Origin of the sequence: Kitasatospora sp. NPDC059146, assembly GCF_042786665.1 — a bacterium.
Taxonomy (GTDB): domain Bacteria; phylum Actinomycetota; class Actinomycetes; order Streptomycetales; family Streptomycetaceae; genus Kitasatospora.
Map to the genome: position 1 here is coordinate 24,461 of NZ_JBHZCY010000086.1, position 16,345 is coordinate 40,805.

The 16,345-nt window shown below is 72.6% G+C and carries 12 protein-coding genes; 10 read left to right on the top strand and 2 right to left on the bottom strand.

Features of this window, described 5'->3' with window-relative positions:
- The first annotated feature begins 201 nt into the window (after nt 1–201).
- Entirely contained in the window at nt 202–648 is a 447-nt protein-coding gene (locus ACFXPX_RS29700; protein WP_380644067.1) for an SsgA family sporulation/cell division regulator, read from the top strand.
- Between the two features lie 48 nt (nt 649–696).
- On the top strand, nt 697–1,071 hold the full coding sequence (locus ACFXPX_RS29705) for a cupin domain-containing protein (RefSeq protein WP_380593169.1): 375 nt from the start codon (nt 697–699) through the stop codon (nt 1,069–1,071).
- A gap of 34 nt (nt 1,072–1,105) precedes the next feature.
- Here the strand turns inward: ACFXPX_RS29705 and ACFXPX_RS29710 are convergent, their stop codons facing one another.
- Entirely contained in the window at nt 1,106–3,337 is a 2,232-nt protein-coding gene (locus tag ACFXPX_RS29710; RefSeq protein WP_380644068.1) for a germacradienol/geosmin synthase, read from the bottom strand.
- A 234-nt stretch (nt 3,338–3,571) separates the two neighbouring features.
- Between ACFXPX_RS29710 and ACFXPX_RS29715 the strand changes: the two genes are divergently transcribed.
- Nucleotides 3,572–4,339, top strand: a complete 768-nt coding sequence (locus ACFXPX_RS29715; protein WP_380523667.1) for a maleylpyruvate isomerase family mycothiol-dependent enzyme — start codon at nt 3,572–3,574, stop codon at nt 4,337–4,339.
- 82 nt (nt 4,340–4,421) lie between these two features.
- Here ACFXPX_RS29715 and ACFXPX_RS29720 read toward each other — a convergent pair whose 3' ends face one another.
- A complete protein-coding gene (locus tag ACFXPX_RS29720; RefSeq protein ID WP_380593167.1) occupies nt 4,422–5,621 on the bottom strand; it encodes a TIGR03364 family FAD-dependent oxidoreductase in 1,200 nt (399 codons plus the stop codon).
- A 163-nt stretch (nt 5,622–5,784) separates the two neighbouring features.
- Between ACFXPX_RS29720 and ACFXPX_RS29725 the strand changes: the two genes are divergently transcribed.
- The 7 genes from ACFXPX_RS29725 to ACFXPX_RS29755 all read left to right on the top strand — a co-directional run bounded on the left by ACFXPX_RS29725 (nt 5,785) and on the right by ACFXPX_RS29755 (nt 16,254).
- Entirely contained in the window at nt 5,785–6,546 is a 762-nt protein-coding gene (locus ACFXPX_RS29725; protein ID WP_380523671.1) for a GntR family transcriptional regulator, read from the top strand.
- Nucleotides 6,547–6,551: 5 nt separating this feature from the next.
- Complete coding sequence (locus ACFXPX_RS29730) at nt 6,552–7,241, top strand: phosphonatase-like hydrolase (protein ID WP_380397693.1); 690 nt, start codon at nt 6,552–6,554, stop codon at nt 7,239–7,241.
- Nucleotides 7,242–7,411: 170 nt separating this feature from the next.
- Nucleotides 7,412–11,002, top strand: a complete 3,591-nt coding sequence (dnaE, locus tag ACFXPX_RS29735) for a DNA polymerase III subunit alpha (RefSeq protein WP_380523674.1) — start codon at nt 7,412–7,414, stop codon at nt 11,000–11,002.
- Between the two features lie 226 nt (nt 11,003–11,228).
- Nucleotides 11,229–12,014 carry a class I SAM-dependent methyltransferase gene (locus ACFXPX_RS29740; RefSeq protein WP_380644069.1) on the top strand — a complete coding sequence of 262 codons (786 nt, stop codon included), beginning with the start codon at nt 11,229–11,231 and terminating at the stop codon, nt 12,012–12,014.
- 208 nt (nt 12,015–12,222) lie between these two features.
- Nucleotides 12,223–13,728 carry a Y4yA family PLP-dependent enzyme gene (locus ACFXPX_RS29745; RefSeq protein ID WP_380644070.1) on the top strand — a complete coding sequence of 502 codons (1,506 nt, stop codon included), beginning with the start codon at nt 12,223–12,225 and terminating at the stop codon, nt 13,726–13,728.
- The gene (locus ACFXPX_RS29750) at nt 13,725–15,053 is read left to right on the top strand and encodes a pyridoxal-phosphate dependent enzyme (RefSeq protein ID WP_380523682.1); all 1,329 of its coding nucleotides are present in this window, start codon (nt 13,725–13,727) and stop codon (nt 15,051–15,053) included. Before ACFXPX_RS29745 ends, ACFXPX_RS29750 begins: the two co-directional genes overlap by 4 nt.
- A 13-nt stretch (nt 15,054–15,066) precedes the next feature.
- Entirely contained in the window at nt 15,067–16,254 is a 1,188-nt protein-coding gene (locus ACFXPX_RS29755; RefSeq protein ID WP_380644071.1) for an aminotransferase class V-fold PLP-dependent enzyme, read from the top strand.
- Nucleotides 16,255–16,345: the final 91 nt, after the last annotated feature.

Genomic DNA, 16,345 nt, shown 5'->3' on the forward strand with positions numbered 1-16,345 from the left:
CGCCGAGGACGCCGGACAGCCCACCGTTTCATCCGTGTGAGTGAATGCGAGGGCCCCGTACGGATGCCCGACGCCCCGGCGATGCGGGGGAATTGTGCAGATTCCTCCCCCGCCCGCTGCCGGCCGGCGCACCGGGTAGGCGCCCCCGGGTACGGCGGGCCGCCCCGGTCCGGCGGGTCGCGATCGCAGGAGGCCGAACCGATGCAGCTGTCCACCGTCCGCCCGGTGCCCGTCACCTTCCCCGACGGCCCGGCGCCCGACGTCCCGGTCGAGGCCGAGCTCCGCTTCGACGCGAGCCTCCCGTACGCGGCCTGCCTGGCGTTCCCGCTGACCCCGTGCCGGTGCACCGGCGACGCCGCCCGGGTGTGCTGGTACTTCAGCCGCGAACTGCTCAACGAGGGGCGGCTCGGCCCGGTCGGCAGCGGGGACGTGCGGATCCGCCCGGGGGCGGCGGGCGAGGTGCTGATCACCCTTCTGGGGCCGGTCGGCCGGGCCGTGGTGAGCGCCCCGGAGGACCTCGTCACGGCGTTCCTCTCGGACTGCTTCGCGCTGGTGCCCGCCGGGGCGGAGTCCCACCACCTGGACGTCGACACGGCCCTCGACCGGCTGCTCGCCGCCGAGCGAGGGACGCCCGGTGATCCTCCGTAGAATCCACGGGCCGATCCCCTCACCCCCGCTCGCCCGCAGGAGGCCGCGTTGACGTCCCACCCCGGACCAGGTGTGCTCACCCACCTGGACTCCCTGCTGCACCGGGCCCCCGCCGACCGCGGCGGGGCGCTGTGGCGGTTGCAGGAGGAGGGCCGCCAGCTCGACGCCAACATCGTCCGCCTGCCGGCGAACGCCGAGGTCGCGGCCCATGTGGAGCCGGACCTCGACGTCCTCGTCCAGGTGCTCGACGGCAGCGGCCACCTGGAGACGGCCAACGGCCGGCAGTTGCTCTCCCCCGGCTGCACCGCCTGGCTGCCGCACGGCGCGCGGCGGGCGGTCGGTGCGGGCGAGGACGGCCTGGTCTACCTCACCGTCCACCGCCGCCGGCCCGGCCTCACCGTGCGTCCCGCACCGGCCGGGTAGCCGCGCCCGGCGCCCGGTGCGGGCGGCCGCCGGATCAGCGGGCCGGCAGCGGGAGCCGGGTGGCCGAGGTGCCGAGGCCGGTCGGCCCCCGCAGCTCGTGGCCGTGGTGGCGTCGCAGTTCGGCCTCCGTGAAGCGGCCGCTGCGGCCGTGCCAGTCCAGATTGCCGGCCAGGAAGGCCCGCAGGTGGCGGACGTGCTCGTCGACGGCCTGCCGGGCGGCGGCACCGAGCCGGAAGTCCTCGCAGAGGACGGGCAGTTCGGCGGCCACCAGGTGTTCGAACTGGTCCAGCCGGGCCTCCGCGAGGTCGGCGACGACGTGCGCCGCCTCCCGGTAGCCGCAGTCGAAGAAGTGCTCCGCGACCAGCGCGGAGTTGTGGAAGTCGCCCTCGAACTCGATCTCCCGCTGGTACGAGTACAGGTCGTTGACCAGGGCGGAGTGGTCGACCGCCGCGAGTTCCACGGCCCGCATCGTGCCGCTGGCCCGGACCTCGGGCGGGAGCGCCTCACCGCGCAGCAGACCGGGGATCGTGGTGAAGAACTCCCCGCCGACGGTCTGCCGACGCACCTCCAGGAAGTCGACCGGGTCGGGGATGCGGTGGTGGGCCAGGTTGGCGACCTCCGTCACCCAGCCCTCCAGCAGGTCCGTCAGGACGCCTCGGACGGTGTCCTGCGCGGCGGGCGGCAGGTGCTCGGCGAGCCGGGACCAGAGGTCGGCGAGCCCGCGCTCCAGCGCGTCCGCGGGGGCGACGGGTGCGGCCTGGCCCGGTGCGGTGAGCGCCAGCAGGCGGGCGGCGGCCAGTTTGGCCCCGGCCAGGTCGCGCGGCTGCCCGTAGGCGGCGTCGAAGTGGTCGTCGCCGTAGCAGCCCCAGGTGATGAAGCCGACGGCGGCGGCCAGCTGCTCGGCGCCGAGGTCCGGCAGGGTGAGGGCGCCCAGCAGGCCGAAGTCGGCGCGGGCGAGGGTCCGTTCGCTCCAGACCGGCCGGCCGCCGGTGCGCGGTCCGGGGGCGAGCATGCCCATCCGTTCGGCCCACTCCAGCGACGCCTGTCGGGCCTGCGCCAGGTGCGGGCTGGCCCGTACCTCGCCCGGGGACCGGAGTGCGGGCACCAGGGACGGCCCGGTGCGCCGGTGCGGGACGAAGGAGAAGTTCCGTACGCGCTGCGCGCCGGTCGCGGCCCCCAGCCGCTCGAGGTCCATCGCCGAGGTGCCGAGGCCGCCCAGCGGGAGCACCGAACTCCCCTGCGGGCCGAAGCCGTTCACGCCCCCGCCGTTCACGCCCCCGCCGTTCATGTAGCGGCTGGACCGCAGGTGCCACTCGTGCCCGCCGGACTGCCAGTCCTGCAGTCCCTTGACGTACGCGAGCACCCGGGCCGCCTCCTCCGGGCCGAGGCCGTGGTCGGCGAACAGCGGGGGCAGTTCGGTGAGCGCGGTGTCCTCGAACTGCTGGAGCCGGGAGGTCAGCAGGTCGTTGACCCGGTCGGCCGCCTCCTGGGTGGAGATGTCGAGGAAGGTCTCCAGCACCAGGACGCCGTTGCTCAGTTCGCCCTCCTCCTCGGTCTCGCGCTGGTAGGAGAACAGGTCGTTGCGCAGGTGCACCGCGTCCGAGAAGGCGTCCCGGAGCACCCGCAGCGGCCGGGTGCCGGCGACCGACGCCGGGACCTCGGCACCCGCCGCGTGCTCCACCAGCCCGGCGGACCAGGGCGCGCCGCCCACCTTGCGGCGCATCTCGATGTACTCGACCGGGTTGGGGATCCGGCCGATGTCGATGTTCGACAGCTCCCAGATCGACTCGTCGAGCAGGTGCTCGGTGCTCAGCGCGAAGCGTTCGCGCCACTCCCGCGAGGTGCCGGGGACGGTGCGCAGCCAGAGGTCGGCGAGGCCCGCCTCGACCGGGTTCCGCGGCTCGGGCATCGAGAAGGGGAGGTTCAGCGGCATGAAGGCGGGCAGCCGGTCCAGGTAGGCCTTGCCGCCGGCCCGGTCCTGGGTGCGCTTGAAGGTCTCCAGGAAGTGGCCGTCGAAGAAGAACACCCAGACGTACCAGTCGGTGATCAGCGAGAGTTCGGGCCCGTCGCAGTCCGGGTGGGTGTAGGCGCACAGCAGCGGGTAGTCGTGGGCGTCGAGGTCCCGCTGCTCCCAGATGCCCGAGCCCTCCAGCATGCCCATCTGCCGGGCCCACTGCCGGGAGTGCTCGCGCGCCTCCTCCAGTCGGGGGTTGAGGCGGGCGGGGTACGGCAGGTAGAAGGCGGGGAGTTCGAAGGGCTGGGGCACGTGGCTGCACGCTTTCTCGCGGGGACGTCCGGCCCCTGCTCAACGACCCCTGCCGGGCCCGGTCACCGCGGCGCTACGGCCTCTCGGCGCCTCCGCAGAGTTACTTGACAAGCTCAACCTTTCAGGCCTAGCGTCGTGGCGATTGTTTCAGCTGGTGAAAAATTGACAGCGCAAGCCATCGGGCGCAGTCCGACCCGGGGCGCCGCGACATCCGTAGCACTGGAGACAGCCCTCATGACCCCGCAGGACCACGGCGCTGCCGTCGCCGCCGAGACCGCCCGCTTCGTCACCGCCGTCCAGGACGCCGACCCGGCCCTCCCGGTGCCCGGCTGCCCCGGCTGGACGCTCGCCGACCTCGTCCGCCACACCGGCAGCGTGCACCGCTGGTTCACCGTCCTGCTCCGGCAGCGGATCCAGGAGCCGCCGCGCAGCCGGGACGTCGACCTGCGGCTGCCCGAGGGCGTGGACCAGTACCCGGCCTGGCTGGCCGAGTCCGCCCGGGAGTCCGCCGCCGCCTTCGCCGAGGGCGGGCTCGACGAGCCGATGTGGGCCTGGGGCGCGGACCAGCACGCCCGGTTCTGGGTGCGGCGGATGCTCTTCGAGACCCTGGTCCACCGCGTCGACGCCGAGACCGCACTCGGCCTGGCACCCGAGATCGACCCGGCCCTCGCCGCCGACGGCGTGGCCGAGTTCCTGACCAACCTGCCCTTCGCCACCCTCTTCGCCCCCGGGACGGCCGAGCTGCGCGCCGAGGACCGGACCATCCGCTTCACCCGCACCGACGGCGAGGGCGACTGGCTGGTCCGGCTGCGCCCCGACGGCTTCGGCCTGGCGGACGCCGACCCCGACGGCTCCGAGGCGGCCGCCGACGCCACCGTCCGGGCGGGCGCCGCCGAGCTGCTGCTGCTCCTGTACGGGCGCCTGGACCGCACCGCCGCCGGGATCGAGCTCGCCGGGGACGAGGAGCTGCTGGCGCACTGGTTCGCCCACTCGGCGTTCTGAGCCGCGCCGGGCACGCGCCCGGAGCACTCACCGGCCGGGCCCCTCAACGGGCCCGGCCGGACGGCCGTCCGGGCCCGTGGGCTCAGTCGGTCGCGGCCAGGGTGCCGTCGAAGGTGGCGGCCGCCAGGCCGAAGGAGAGGGTCATCCCGACGCCCGAGGTGACGGTGATCGCCCGCACGCCCGGGGCCAGGTCGCGCACCAGCAGCGGGCCGCGCGCACTGCTGGCGTAGACGCCCTGCCAGCGCTCCAGGATCCGCAGGTCCGGCACGCCCAGCACCCGGGCGACGGCGGCGATCAGCAGCTCGTGGGTGCGCTCGTCGACGAACGGCGGGGTGGTGGCGTCGTAGTGGTGCGAGTCGCCGACCAGCACGGTGCCGTCCGGCAGCCGGGTGAACATCACATTGGCGCCGATGCCCACCAGCTCCGCGCTGTGGCCGAGGACCTCCGCGCGCAGCGGGCCGGCCGACGGCTGGGCGGTGAAGGCGTCGTAGCGCAGCATCGAGGTGGCGGTCAGTACCGCCGCGTTGGTGCGGAACCCGGCCGGTGCCTCGGCCCGCGCCATGCTCAGGCGGCAGCGCTGGATCTCGTGGTCCTCGGCGATGTCGGGGAACAGGTAGTCGAGGTCGTGGCCGACGCAGACCAGGATCCGGTCGCCGCGCACCGGGCCGCGGGTGGTGTGCACGGCGCCGGACTCCACGCCGGTGACGGCGGTGCCCCACAGCACCCGGCCCCGCGGGTGCTCGGCGACCCAGCGGGCCAGGGCGGGCGCGGCCTCGCGCGGGTTGACCCGCAGGTCGGCGGGCAGCAGCGCGCCGCCGACCAGGTCGCCGGCCTCGCCGCCCGCGCGGCCGAGCGCCTCGGCCGTCTGCGCGGCGGTGCGCAGCCGTACGTCGTCGCCGCCGCGGTCGGCGTGCAGCTCGGCCAGCACGGCCGCCTCGGTCTCCGACCGGGCCACCACCAGGGCGCCGGCCTCCTCGGCCCAGAAGCCGGCCGCCGCGGCGGCGCGCAGCCAGCCGGAGCGGGAGCGCCGGGCCAGTCCGAGCAGTGCGCCGTCCTGGGCGGTGATGCAGCAGTGGCCGAAGTTGCGGACCGAGGCGCCGACCGGCTGCCGGTCGCGCTCCACGACGGTGACGGACAGCCCGTTGCGGAGCGCCTCGAAGGCGTGGGCCAGGCCGACGATGCCGGCGCCGACGATCACCACGTCGCTGGGGCCGGGCGCGCCGGCGGTGTCGCGCGAGGGGGAGACGGCGGGGGTGGTTACGGATGCGGTGCTGCTGCTCATGGTCCCCAGCCAAGCGGCCGACGAGCGCCGGAGTCAAGAGATGTATGTACAAGTCACCCCCTGTTCACCCGGCGGACGATCTTCGGGCCCACTTGGATGAACAGGAGAATCCGCAGGTGGACCGGCCTTGAGAAGTTCCGGCCCCGGGTGTCATAGTCGACTTGTGAAGACAAGTGAGGACCTCCCCCTCCACCAACGGCTCGGCGCGGAGTTCCTGCGCCGCATCGAGTCCGGCGAGTGGCCCGAGGGCGAGCCGGTGCCCAGCGAGTCGCAGCTCTGCGCCGAGTTCGGCACCTCCCGCGGCCCGGTCCGCCAGGCCCTGGCCATGCTGCGGAGCGCGGGCAGCCTGGTCGGCGGACGCGGCAAACCGCCCGTCGCCCACCGCACCGCGCCCTCCCAGCCCTTCGGCACCTTCCTGTCCTTCACCCAGTGGGCCCGCAGCATCGGCCGCGAGCCCGGGCAGCACACCCTGGAGGTGGCCCGCCGCCGGGCCGCCCCGGAGGCGGCCGCCCGGCTCGGCCTCGCCGAGGGCGAGCCGGTGGTCGAACTCGTCCGGCTGCGCCTGCTGGACGGCGTCCCGGCCATGCTCGAACGCTCCACCTTCGTCCACGAGGTCGGCCGCATCCTGTTCGACTTCGACCCGGACACCGGCTCGGTCTACCAGGAGCTGCTGCGCCGCGAGGTCGACCTGCACCACGCCCGGCACACCATCGACGCCGTCGCCGCCGGGCCGCGCGACGCCGAGCTCCTCCGGATCGCCACCGGGGACCCGCTGCTGCGGGTGCGCCGGCTCACCACCTCCGGCCGGGGCGTCCCGCTGGAGGACGCCGACGACCGCTACCTGCCCGCGATGGCCACCTTCACCGTCGAGAACACCGTCGAAGGCCGAACCGTGATCGGCCGCTACCGCACCGAAGAGGACTGAACACCGTGATCGAGCTCGCCGCCCTGGACATGGCCGGTACCACCGTCAACGAGTCCGGCGCCGTGTACCGCGCGCTGCGCACCGCCGTCGAACGCAACGGGGTGGCGGTCGCCGACGCCGACCTCCAGACCTGGATGGGCACCGACAAGCGCGAGGCCATCGCCGCCCTGGTCCGCATCGGCGGCGGCACCCCCACCCCGGAGCTGGTCGAGGAGAGCTACGCGGCCTTCGCGGAGTTCCTGCGCGAGGCCTACCGCGCCAACCCCCCGCAGGCCATCGAGGGCGTCGAGGAGGCCCTGGCCGAGCTGCGCCGCCGCGGCATCAAGGTCGCGCTGACCACCGGGTTCAGCGACGACGTCGCCTACCCGCTGCTGGAGTCGCTCGGCTGGTCCACCGGCGAGGGCGGCAACCTGGACGCCGTCGTCACCTCCGACGAGGTCCCGCGCGGCCGCCCGGCCCCGCACATGATCCACCGGGCGATGGAGAAGACCGGGGTGATCGACACCCGCCGGGTGCTGACCGCCGGGGACACCGTGGTCGACGTCGAGGCCGGCCGCAACGCCGGGGCCGGCGTGGTCGTCGGGGTGCTGACCGGGGAGCTCACCCGGGCCGACTTCGACGGGCACCCGCACACCCACGTGCTGGCGAGCGTCACCGAGATCCCCGCCCTCCCCGAGGCCACCCCGACCGCCTGACCGCACGGCTTCCGCCGTCGGCGCACCCCGACGGCGGGAGCGGTTGTCAAGGCGGCGGGAGGATCTCGTCGGAGTCCGTCGGCCCAGACCCCGGAATGCCGCACTCCCCGGGGCGACCCGCTAACGTGGACCGCTTCCGTACCCCCCGGTCCACCGAGGAGCAAAGCGCCGTGTCCGACAGCTTCGCGCACCTGCACGTCCACACCGAGTACTCGATGCTGGACGGGGCGGCGAAGAACGGAAAGCTGTTCGCCGAGGCGGAGAGACAGGGCATGCCCGCCATCGCGATGAGCGACCACGGCAACATGTTCGGCGCGTACGAGTTCTTCCACTCCGCCGCCAAGACCGGGGTGAAGCCGATCATCGGCATCGAGGCCTACGTCGCCCCGGCGTCCCGCTTCCTCAAGAAGCAGGTGTTCTGGTCGCCCGGCGGCCAGCGTCCCACCGGCTCCGACGGCGAAGGCGGCAAGGACGTCTCCGGCGGCGGCCGCTACACCCACATGACCATGTGGGCGCAGAACGCCACCGGCCTGCGGAACCTCTTCAAGCTCTCCTCGCTCGCGTCGATGGAGGGCTACTACATGAAGCCCCGGATGGACCGCGAGCTGATCGCCGCCAACGCCACCGGCATCATCGCCACCACCGGCTGCCCCTCCGGTGAGGTGCAGACCCGGCTGCGGCTCGGGCAGTACGACGAGGCGGTCAAGGCGGCCGGCGCCTACCAGGACATCTTCGGCAAGGAGAACTACTTCCTGGAGCTGATGGACCACGGCCTCTCCATCGAGAAGGACGTCCGCGAGGACCTCCTGCGCCTGGCCAAGGACCTGAACATCCCGCTGCTGGCCACCAACGACTCCCACTACGTGACCGCCGACCAGGCGGACGCCCACGACAGCCTGCTCTGCGTCGGCGTGGGCAAGAACAAGGACGACCCGAACCGCTTCAAGTTCAACGGCTCGGGCTACTACGTGAAGACCGCCGAGGAGATGCGCGAGCTCTTCCGCGAGCTGCCGGAGGCCTGCGACAACACCCTCGCGATCGCCGAGCGGATCGAGTCGTACGACGAGGTCTTCACCTACGTCGACCGGATGCCCCAGTTCGACGTGCCCGAGGGCGAGACCCAGGCCTCCTTCCTGCGCAAGAAGATCGAGGTCGGGCTCCAGCACCGGTACGGCGACAGCCCGAGCCAGGAGGTACTGGACCGGATCGAGCTGGAGATGGGCGTCATCACCCCGATGGGGTTCGACGCCTACTTCCTCGTGGTCGCCGACATCTGCCAGTACGGCCGGGACAACGGCATCCCGGTCGGCCCGGGCCGTGGCTCGGCGGCCGGCTCGATGGTCGCCTACCTCACCGGCATCACCCAGCTGGACCCGCTGGAGCACGACCTGCTGTTCGAGCGCTTCCTCAACCCCGAGCGCATCAACCCCCCGGACGTCGACATCGACTTCGACGACCGCCAGCGCGACCAGATGGTCCGCTACGTGACCGAGAAGTACGGCGCCGCGTACACGGCCCAGGTGAACACCTTCGGCACCATCAAGGCCAAGGCGGCCGTGAAGGACGCCAACCGGATCCTCGGCTACCCCTTCGCGATGGGCGACCGGATCACCAAGGCGATGCCGCCGGACGTCATGGGCAAGGGCGTGCCGCTGGCCGACCTGTTCGACGAGAAGCACTCCCGGTACAACGAGGGCACCGAGATCCGGGCGCTGTACCAGAACGAGCCCGACGTCAAGAAGATCATCGACACCGGGCGCGGCATCGAGGGCCTGATCCGCGGCACCGGCGTGCACGCCGCGGCCGTCATCCTCTCCTCGACCCCGCTGCTCGACCTGATCCCGCTGCACATGCGGGACAAGGACGGCGTGATCATCACCGGCTTCGACTACCCGTCGTGCGAAGCCATGGGCCTGATCAAGATGGACTTCCTGGGTCTGCGGAACCTGGGCATCATCGACCACTGCATCAAGATCGTGAAGGCCAACCGGGGCGTCGACGTCGACATCGAGAAGATCCCGATCGACGACCCCACCACGTACCAGCTGCTCGCCCGCGGCGACACCCTGGGCGTGTTCCAGCTCGACGGCGGCCCCATGCGCGCCCTGCTCAAGCTGATGAAGCCCACCGAGTTCGCCGACATCTCCGCCGTCTCCGCGCTGTACCGGCCCGGCCCGATGGGCATGAACTCGCACACCAACTACGCGCTGCGCAAGAACGCCCAGCAGGAGATCATCCCGATCCACCCCGAGCTGGAGGAACCGCTCAAGGACGTCCTCGGCCCCACCTACGGCCTGATCGTCTACCAGGAGCAGGTGCAGCGAGCCGCCCAGGTGCTGGCCGGCTACTCGCTCGGACAGGCAGACCTGCTGCGCCGCGCGATGGGCAAGAAGAAGAAGGAGGTGCTGGAGAAGGAGTTCGTCCCCTTCCACGCGGGCTGCAAGGAGCGCGGCTACTCCGACGAGGCGATCCAGGCGGTGTGGGACGTCCTGGTCCCGTTCGCCGGCTACGCGTTCAACAAATCGCACTCCGCCGCGTACGGCCTGGTCTCGTACCAGACCGCCTACCTCAAGGCCAACTACCCGGCCGAGTACATGGCGGCGCTGCTCACCTCGGTCGCCGACGACAAGGACAAGATGGCCGTCTACCTGGCCGAGTGCCGGCAGATGGGCATCAAGATCCTCTCCCCCGACGTCAACGAGTCGGTGGTCGACTTCACCGCCGTCGGCAGCGACGTCCGCTTCGGCCTCAAGGCCGTGCGCAACGTCGGCGTGCCGGTGATCGAGTCCCTGGTCGGGACCCGCGACGAGAAGGGCAAGTACACCTCCTTCGCCGACTTCCTGGACAAGGTCGAGCTGGTGGTCTGCAACAAGCGCACCATCGACTCGCTGATCAAGGCCGGCGCCTTCGACTCGCTCGGGCACAGCCGGCTCTCGCTCAGCAGCGTCCACGAGAGCGCCATCGACGCCGTCACCGGGTTGAAGAAGCAGCAGGCCATCGGGCAGGACGACCTGTTCGGCGCCCTCGACACCGGTGACGGCGGCGGACCCGCCATCGGACTGGACTTCCAGCTCACCGAGAACGAGTGGCCCCGGCGCCAGCTCCTCGCCCTGGAGCGCGAGATGCTCGGCCTGTACGTCTCCAGCCACCCGCTGGACGGCGCCGAGCACATCCTCTCCCAGAACCGCGACACCTCGATCGCCGAGCTCCTCGGCTCCGGCCGCTCCGAGGGCGAGGTCCGGCTCTCCGGGCTGATCACCGGCGTGGACCGGCGGATCAACAAGGCGGGCAACGCCTGGGCGATCATCACCCTGTCCGACCGCGACGGCTCGGTCGAGGTGCTGTTCTTCCCGGCCACCTACAACCTGATGGCCGAGCAGATGATCGAGGACAACGTCATCTCGGTCCGCGGCCGCCTCAACGAGCGCGACGGCTCGCTGAGCATCTTCGGCCAGGAGATCGCCACCCTCGACGTCTCCTCCGCCGAGCTCGGCACCAAGCCGCCGGTCCAGATCACCGTCCCGGCCTCCCGGATCACGCCCGAGGTCGTCGCCGAGCTCAAGCTCGCCCTCCAGGCCCACCCCGGGGACGTCCCGATCCGGCTGCTCACCACCAACTGGGACAAGAACACCCTGTACGAGCTGGGCTTCCGGGTGAACCCCGACAACGGGCTCGCCTCGGACGTCAAGACGCTGCTCGGCAACCGCGCCTGGGCGGGCGCGGCCGTGCGCGCCGTCGCGGACCAGTCCGCCGGGCGGTAGACCCGCCGGAAGGGCCGGGGTGGGGCGCTGCTGCGCTCCGGCCCGGCCCGGCCCTGGTGCTTCGCGGATTCCCGTGGCGGGCCCGCCGCAGGCTCGCGGCAGGCCCGTGGCACGCCCCTCAGATGAAAACGGATATCATTACGGTGCGGGCAGTGGATCGCACCGGCCGGTTCCGTTGCCAATCCGTATGAACATGACACACATTGGCATCGCACGGGGAGCTCGAATGCGCACGGACACAGCGGGAGTCGGGATGCCGGTGGACGCGACCCTGGCCGGGGCCTGGCTGGAACGCTGGGAGCGCCAGCAGGAGCGGTACGCGGTGGAGCGCGAGGAGCGGTTCACCGTCATGGTCGACGTGGTGGAGCAGGTCGTCGGCCACCGCACCCGTCCGCTGATCGCGGACCTCGGCAGCGGTCCCGGCTCGCTGTCCGCGCGGGTCGCCGAACGGCTGCCGCACGCCGAGGTCGTCGCCGTCGACATCGACCCGCTGCTGCTCGCGCTCGGCCGGGCCGGACACCCCCGGGTGACCCGCTGGGTGGAGACCCTGATCGGGCGCCCCGGCTGGATCGAGGACCTCGGACTCGACCGCCCGCTGGACGCCGTGCTCTCCTCCACCGCGCTGCACTACCCGCCGCCGGAGGCACTGCTCCGGATCTACCGCGACCTCGCGGGCGCGCTGCGGCCCGGCGCCGTCCTGGTCAACGGCGACCACCTGATCCCCGAGGAGCCCTCCCTCGCCGAACTGGCACTGGCGATCGGCCGGCGCCGCTCCCAGCGCCGGGGCGTGGGCGGCGCCGAGGACTGGTCGCAGTGGTGGGACGCCGCCCGCCGGATCCCGGAGTTCGCCGAACTGCTGGCGGCCCGCGAGCGGCAGCTGCCGCCCAGCGAGGGCGAGGGCAACGGCCTGTCCGCCGCCCAGCACGCCGCACTGCTGCGACTGGCGGGCTTCCGCCAGGCCGGGTCGGTCTGGCAGTACGGCGCCAGCTCCGTCCTGGTGGCGCTGCGCTGACCGGAATTGGTCCCTGACCCAACTTCCTTCTGTCACAAACGGATTGAGTACTTTCATCTGGGCACAGTCTTTGCTATGGCGTGACAGAAACCGCTGTTGATTCAAACTGAAAACAGTTACCGTTTGCCTCGGTCGTCGACCGGCCTGGGCAGCCCGTCGGCGAGCCGTGTGCCCCTCACCCCGGACCACCGACGGGAGGCTGACCACCATGCGGCCCTCACCGCTGTACCTGGAACCACGGCTGGAGCCCCGGCTCCGATCCCTCCTGGACACCACCGACCTCCTGCACACCCTGGTCGACGCACTCGGGTCACCGCTCAACCTGCTGCTGCCCGAACAGCTCGCCGACAACCTGGCCCGCTTCCGGTCCGTCTACCGCAAGCACCGGCTCACCGGGCGGATCCACTTCGCCCACAAGGCCAACCGCTCCAGCGCCCTCGTCCGGCGGCTCGCCGCCGCGGACGCCGCCGCCGACGCCGGGCTCGACGTCGCCTCGCTCGGCGAGCTCCAGCACGCCCTCGGCGCCGGCTGCGCCCCCGAGCGGATCCTGGCCACCGGCCCGAAGACCCGCGAGTTCCTCTGGCTGGCCGCCCGCACCGGCGCCACCGTCCACCTGGACACCCTGGCCGAACTCGACGAGCTGGCCGACCTGGTGCGCAAGCACGCCCTCCCCCGGGTGCCCGTCATGCCCCGGCTCTCCGGCTTCCACTCGCCCGGCGTCACCGTCCTCACCCGGCCGAGCCGCTTCGGCGTCCCGGCCGACGAGCTCGACGCACTGCTGGACGCCCTCGAACGCCACCGCGACACCGTCGAACTCACCGGCGTCGCCTACCACTTGGACACCACCGGTATCGGCGAGAAGGCCGTCGCCCTGGAAGCCTGCATCCGGATCATGGACGAGTGCCACCGCCGCGGCCTGCACCCCCGCACCATCGACATCGGCGGCGGCTTCGGCGTCAACTACCTGGCCGACGCCGCCCAGTGGGAGCGGTACACCACCGCACTGACCGACGCCGTCCTGGGCCGACGGCCCCCGCTCACCTGGCAGGGGCACGGCTACGGGCTCCGCAACGAGTCCGGCACCCTGCGCGGCACGCTGGGCCTGTACCCCGCGCACCGCCCGGTCGTCGCCGAGGCATACCTGGACGAACTGCTCTCCCACCCCGCACCCACCCTCGGCCGACCGCTGGCCACCCTGCTGCTGGAGAACATGTACGACCTGGCCGTCGAACCCGGCCGGGCCCTGGTCGACCAGTGCGGGGCCACCCTCGCCCGCGTCCTGGAGGTGCGACGGGGGCCGGGCGCCGAGCAGCTGGTGCGGCTGGAGATGAACGCCCGGGACGCCGGCCTGGAGGACCACGGGGTGCTGATGGACCCGGTGCTGATCCCGCGCTCCGGCGCCCCCGCCACCCCGGCCACCCCGGACGGGTCCGTCGGCGTCCACCTGCTCGGCAACCTCTGCCTGGAGGCCGACCTGATCACCCGTCGGGTGGTCCACCTCCCCCGCCTCCCCGCCCCCGGCGACCTGCTCGCCTTCGCCAACACCGCGGGCTACCTGATGGACTTCAACGCCGGCGGACCGATCCGGCAGCCCGTCGCGCGCAAGGTCGCCGCCTACCGCCAGGACGGCGCCTGGCACTGGCGCCTCGACGAGCAGTACTGGCCCCTCGACACCGCGGGGCCCGCGACACCCCAGGGGGACGGACGCGCATGAGGTACGACAGCATCACCGACGCGATCGGCGACACCCCGCTGGTCCGGATCGACCCGGCCGTGACCGGCCTGCGCAGCATCGACCTGTACGCCAAGCTCGAACTGCTCAACCCCTTCGGCTCGGTCAAGGACCGCGCCGCCTGGAACATGACCCGCGAGGCGCTCCCCGCCGCCGTCGCGCGCGGCGACACCGTCGTGGAACTCTCCAGCGGCAACACCGCCAAGGCGCTCGCGCTGATCGCCGGCATGCACGGCCTGCCGTTCAAGAGCGTCACCAACCGGATGAAGGTCCCCGAGGTCAAGGACCTCCTGCTGCTGCTCGGCGCCGAGATCGAGGAACTGCCCGGCCGGGCCGAGTGCCTCGACCCCACCGACGCCGACGACCCGCTCACCCGCATCCACCGGATGCTCTCCGCGGCCGAATCCGGCTACCTCCACACCGACCAGTACTTCAACCCGCTCAACCTCGACGCCCACCTCACCGGCACCGGTCCGGAGATCGTCCGCGACCTCGACGGCCGCGCCCCCGACGTCTTCATCGCCTGCGTCGGCACCGCCGGCTCCTCCACCGGCGTGGCGACCGTGCTGCGCGCCCACAACCCGGCGGTCGAGGTGCTCGGACTGGTCGCCCACAAGTCCGACTTCATCCCCGGCATCCGCACCATCGACGAGGTGCACGAGGTCGGCCTGTTCGACCCCGACACCTACGACAGCATCGCCTCGGTGACCGCCGAGCAGGCCATCGACGGCATGCTCACCCTGATCCGCCGCTGCGGCCTGCTGGCCGGCCCCACCGGCGGCGGCGCCTACTACGGCGCGCTGCGCCACCTCCGCTCCCTGGACGCCGAGTTGGCGGGCACCGAGGAGCGCCGGACGGCCGTGTTCATCGTCTGCGACCGGGTCGAGAGCTACCTCGGCTACGTCCGCGACCGCCGCCCCGAGCTGTTCCACCGGCCCGCCCGGCCGAACTCGGTGGGCACCCTGACCGAGGCCGAACTCGCCGCCGCCCGGGCCGTCGACGTGGACGCCGCCCGCGAGTGGATCGCCGAGGAGCACCCGCTGGTGGTCGACCTGCGCGGCCCCTTCGCCTACGCCGCGCTGCACATCGAGGGCTCGGTCAACATCGTCGACGAGCTGTTCGACGAACTCCTGCACGGGGGAATGCCGTTCGGCACCCGCCGGCCCGTCCTGCTGGCCTGTCCGGTCGGCGAGAAGTCGGTCCGGTACGCCGCACTGCTCACCCGGATGGGGCACCAGGACGCCCGCAGCCTGGCGGGCGGCATCATCGGCTGGCGCGACGCGGGCGCGCCGCTGGTCCGGGACTGAACGGAGGCCGCGCATGAGCACCCTCGACGAACTGGACGGCTGGCACCGGGAGTTGCGCAAGCAGTTCCCGATCATCACCGGCGCCCCCGAGCAGGCCTACCTGGACAGCGCGGCCACCGCCCAGAAGCCGCGGGCGGTGCTCGACGCCGTTCACCACTACCTGACCACCGCCAACGCCAACGCCGGGCGCGGCACCTACACCTGGGCCAACGCCACCACCACGCTGGTCGAACGCACCCGCACCCGGGTCGCCGCCTTCCTCGGCGACCCGGCACCCGGGCAGCCCTCCGGAGTGCACTTCGTCAGCGGCACCACCGAGGGCCTGCGCACGGTGGCCCGGGACTGGCTCCCCCGGCACCTGCGGGACGGCGACGAGATCATCGTGCCCTTCGCCGACCACCAGGCCAACGCCCTGCCCTGGCTGGAGGCGCAGCACCTGCTCGCCGACCGCGGCGTCCGCGTCCGGGTTCGCGAACTCCCGTACGACCCGGCCTCGCACGACTACGACCACCGGGCGCTGCCCGGACTCGTCACCGAGCGGACGGCCTTCGTCGCCGCCACCCACGTCCACCACGTGTACGGCGCCGACATGAACGTCCACCGGATCCGGGCCGCCGTCGGCCCCGACGTACCGATCTGCCTGGACGCGGCACAGAGCGTCGGCCACCTGCCGGTGGACGTCGGCCGCCTCGACGTCGACTTCGTGGTCTTCTCCGGCCACAAGGCACTCGCCCTGCCCGGCACCGGCGCCGTCTGGGCCCGCAACACCCGCGGCCCGGAGTTCCGCCCCGGCGGCTGGAGCGGCACCCCCAACACCTGCGGGATCGCCGGCCTGGAGGCCGCCCTGGACTGGCTCGACGCCGCCGGCACCGACCGCATCCGACGCTGGACCACCGCCCTGGCCACCCGCCTCACCGACGGCCTGAGCGGCTCCGACGCCTACCAGGTGCTCGGCTGCGGACAGAGCCTGGCCGCCGACTCCCCGGTGCAGCGCCGCGAGGCCATCGTCACCTTCCGACACCGCGCGATCCCCTCCAACGACCTCGGCTTCGTCCTCGCCAGCCACGGCCTGATGGTCCGCGCCGACGGCCACTGCCAGGCCCGCGCCGGCGAGACCGACACCTCGGTCCGGGTCAGCCTGCACGCCTACAACTCCCCCGAGGAGATCGACCGGCTGCTGGCCGCCCTGCCCGACGTCTAGGGCCTGTCCGGCGGATCTTGGCAGATCAGCGCGCGGCGTTGGGCGCCCGGCTGGGCGTGCGCCCGAGTCGGCTTCGTACTGGACGTACTTG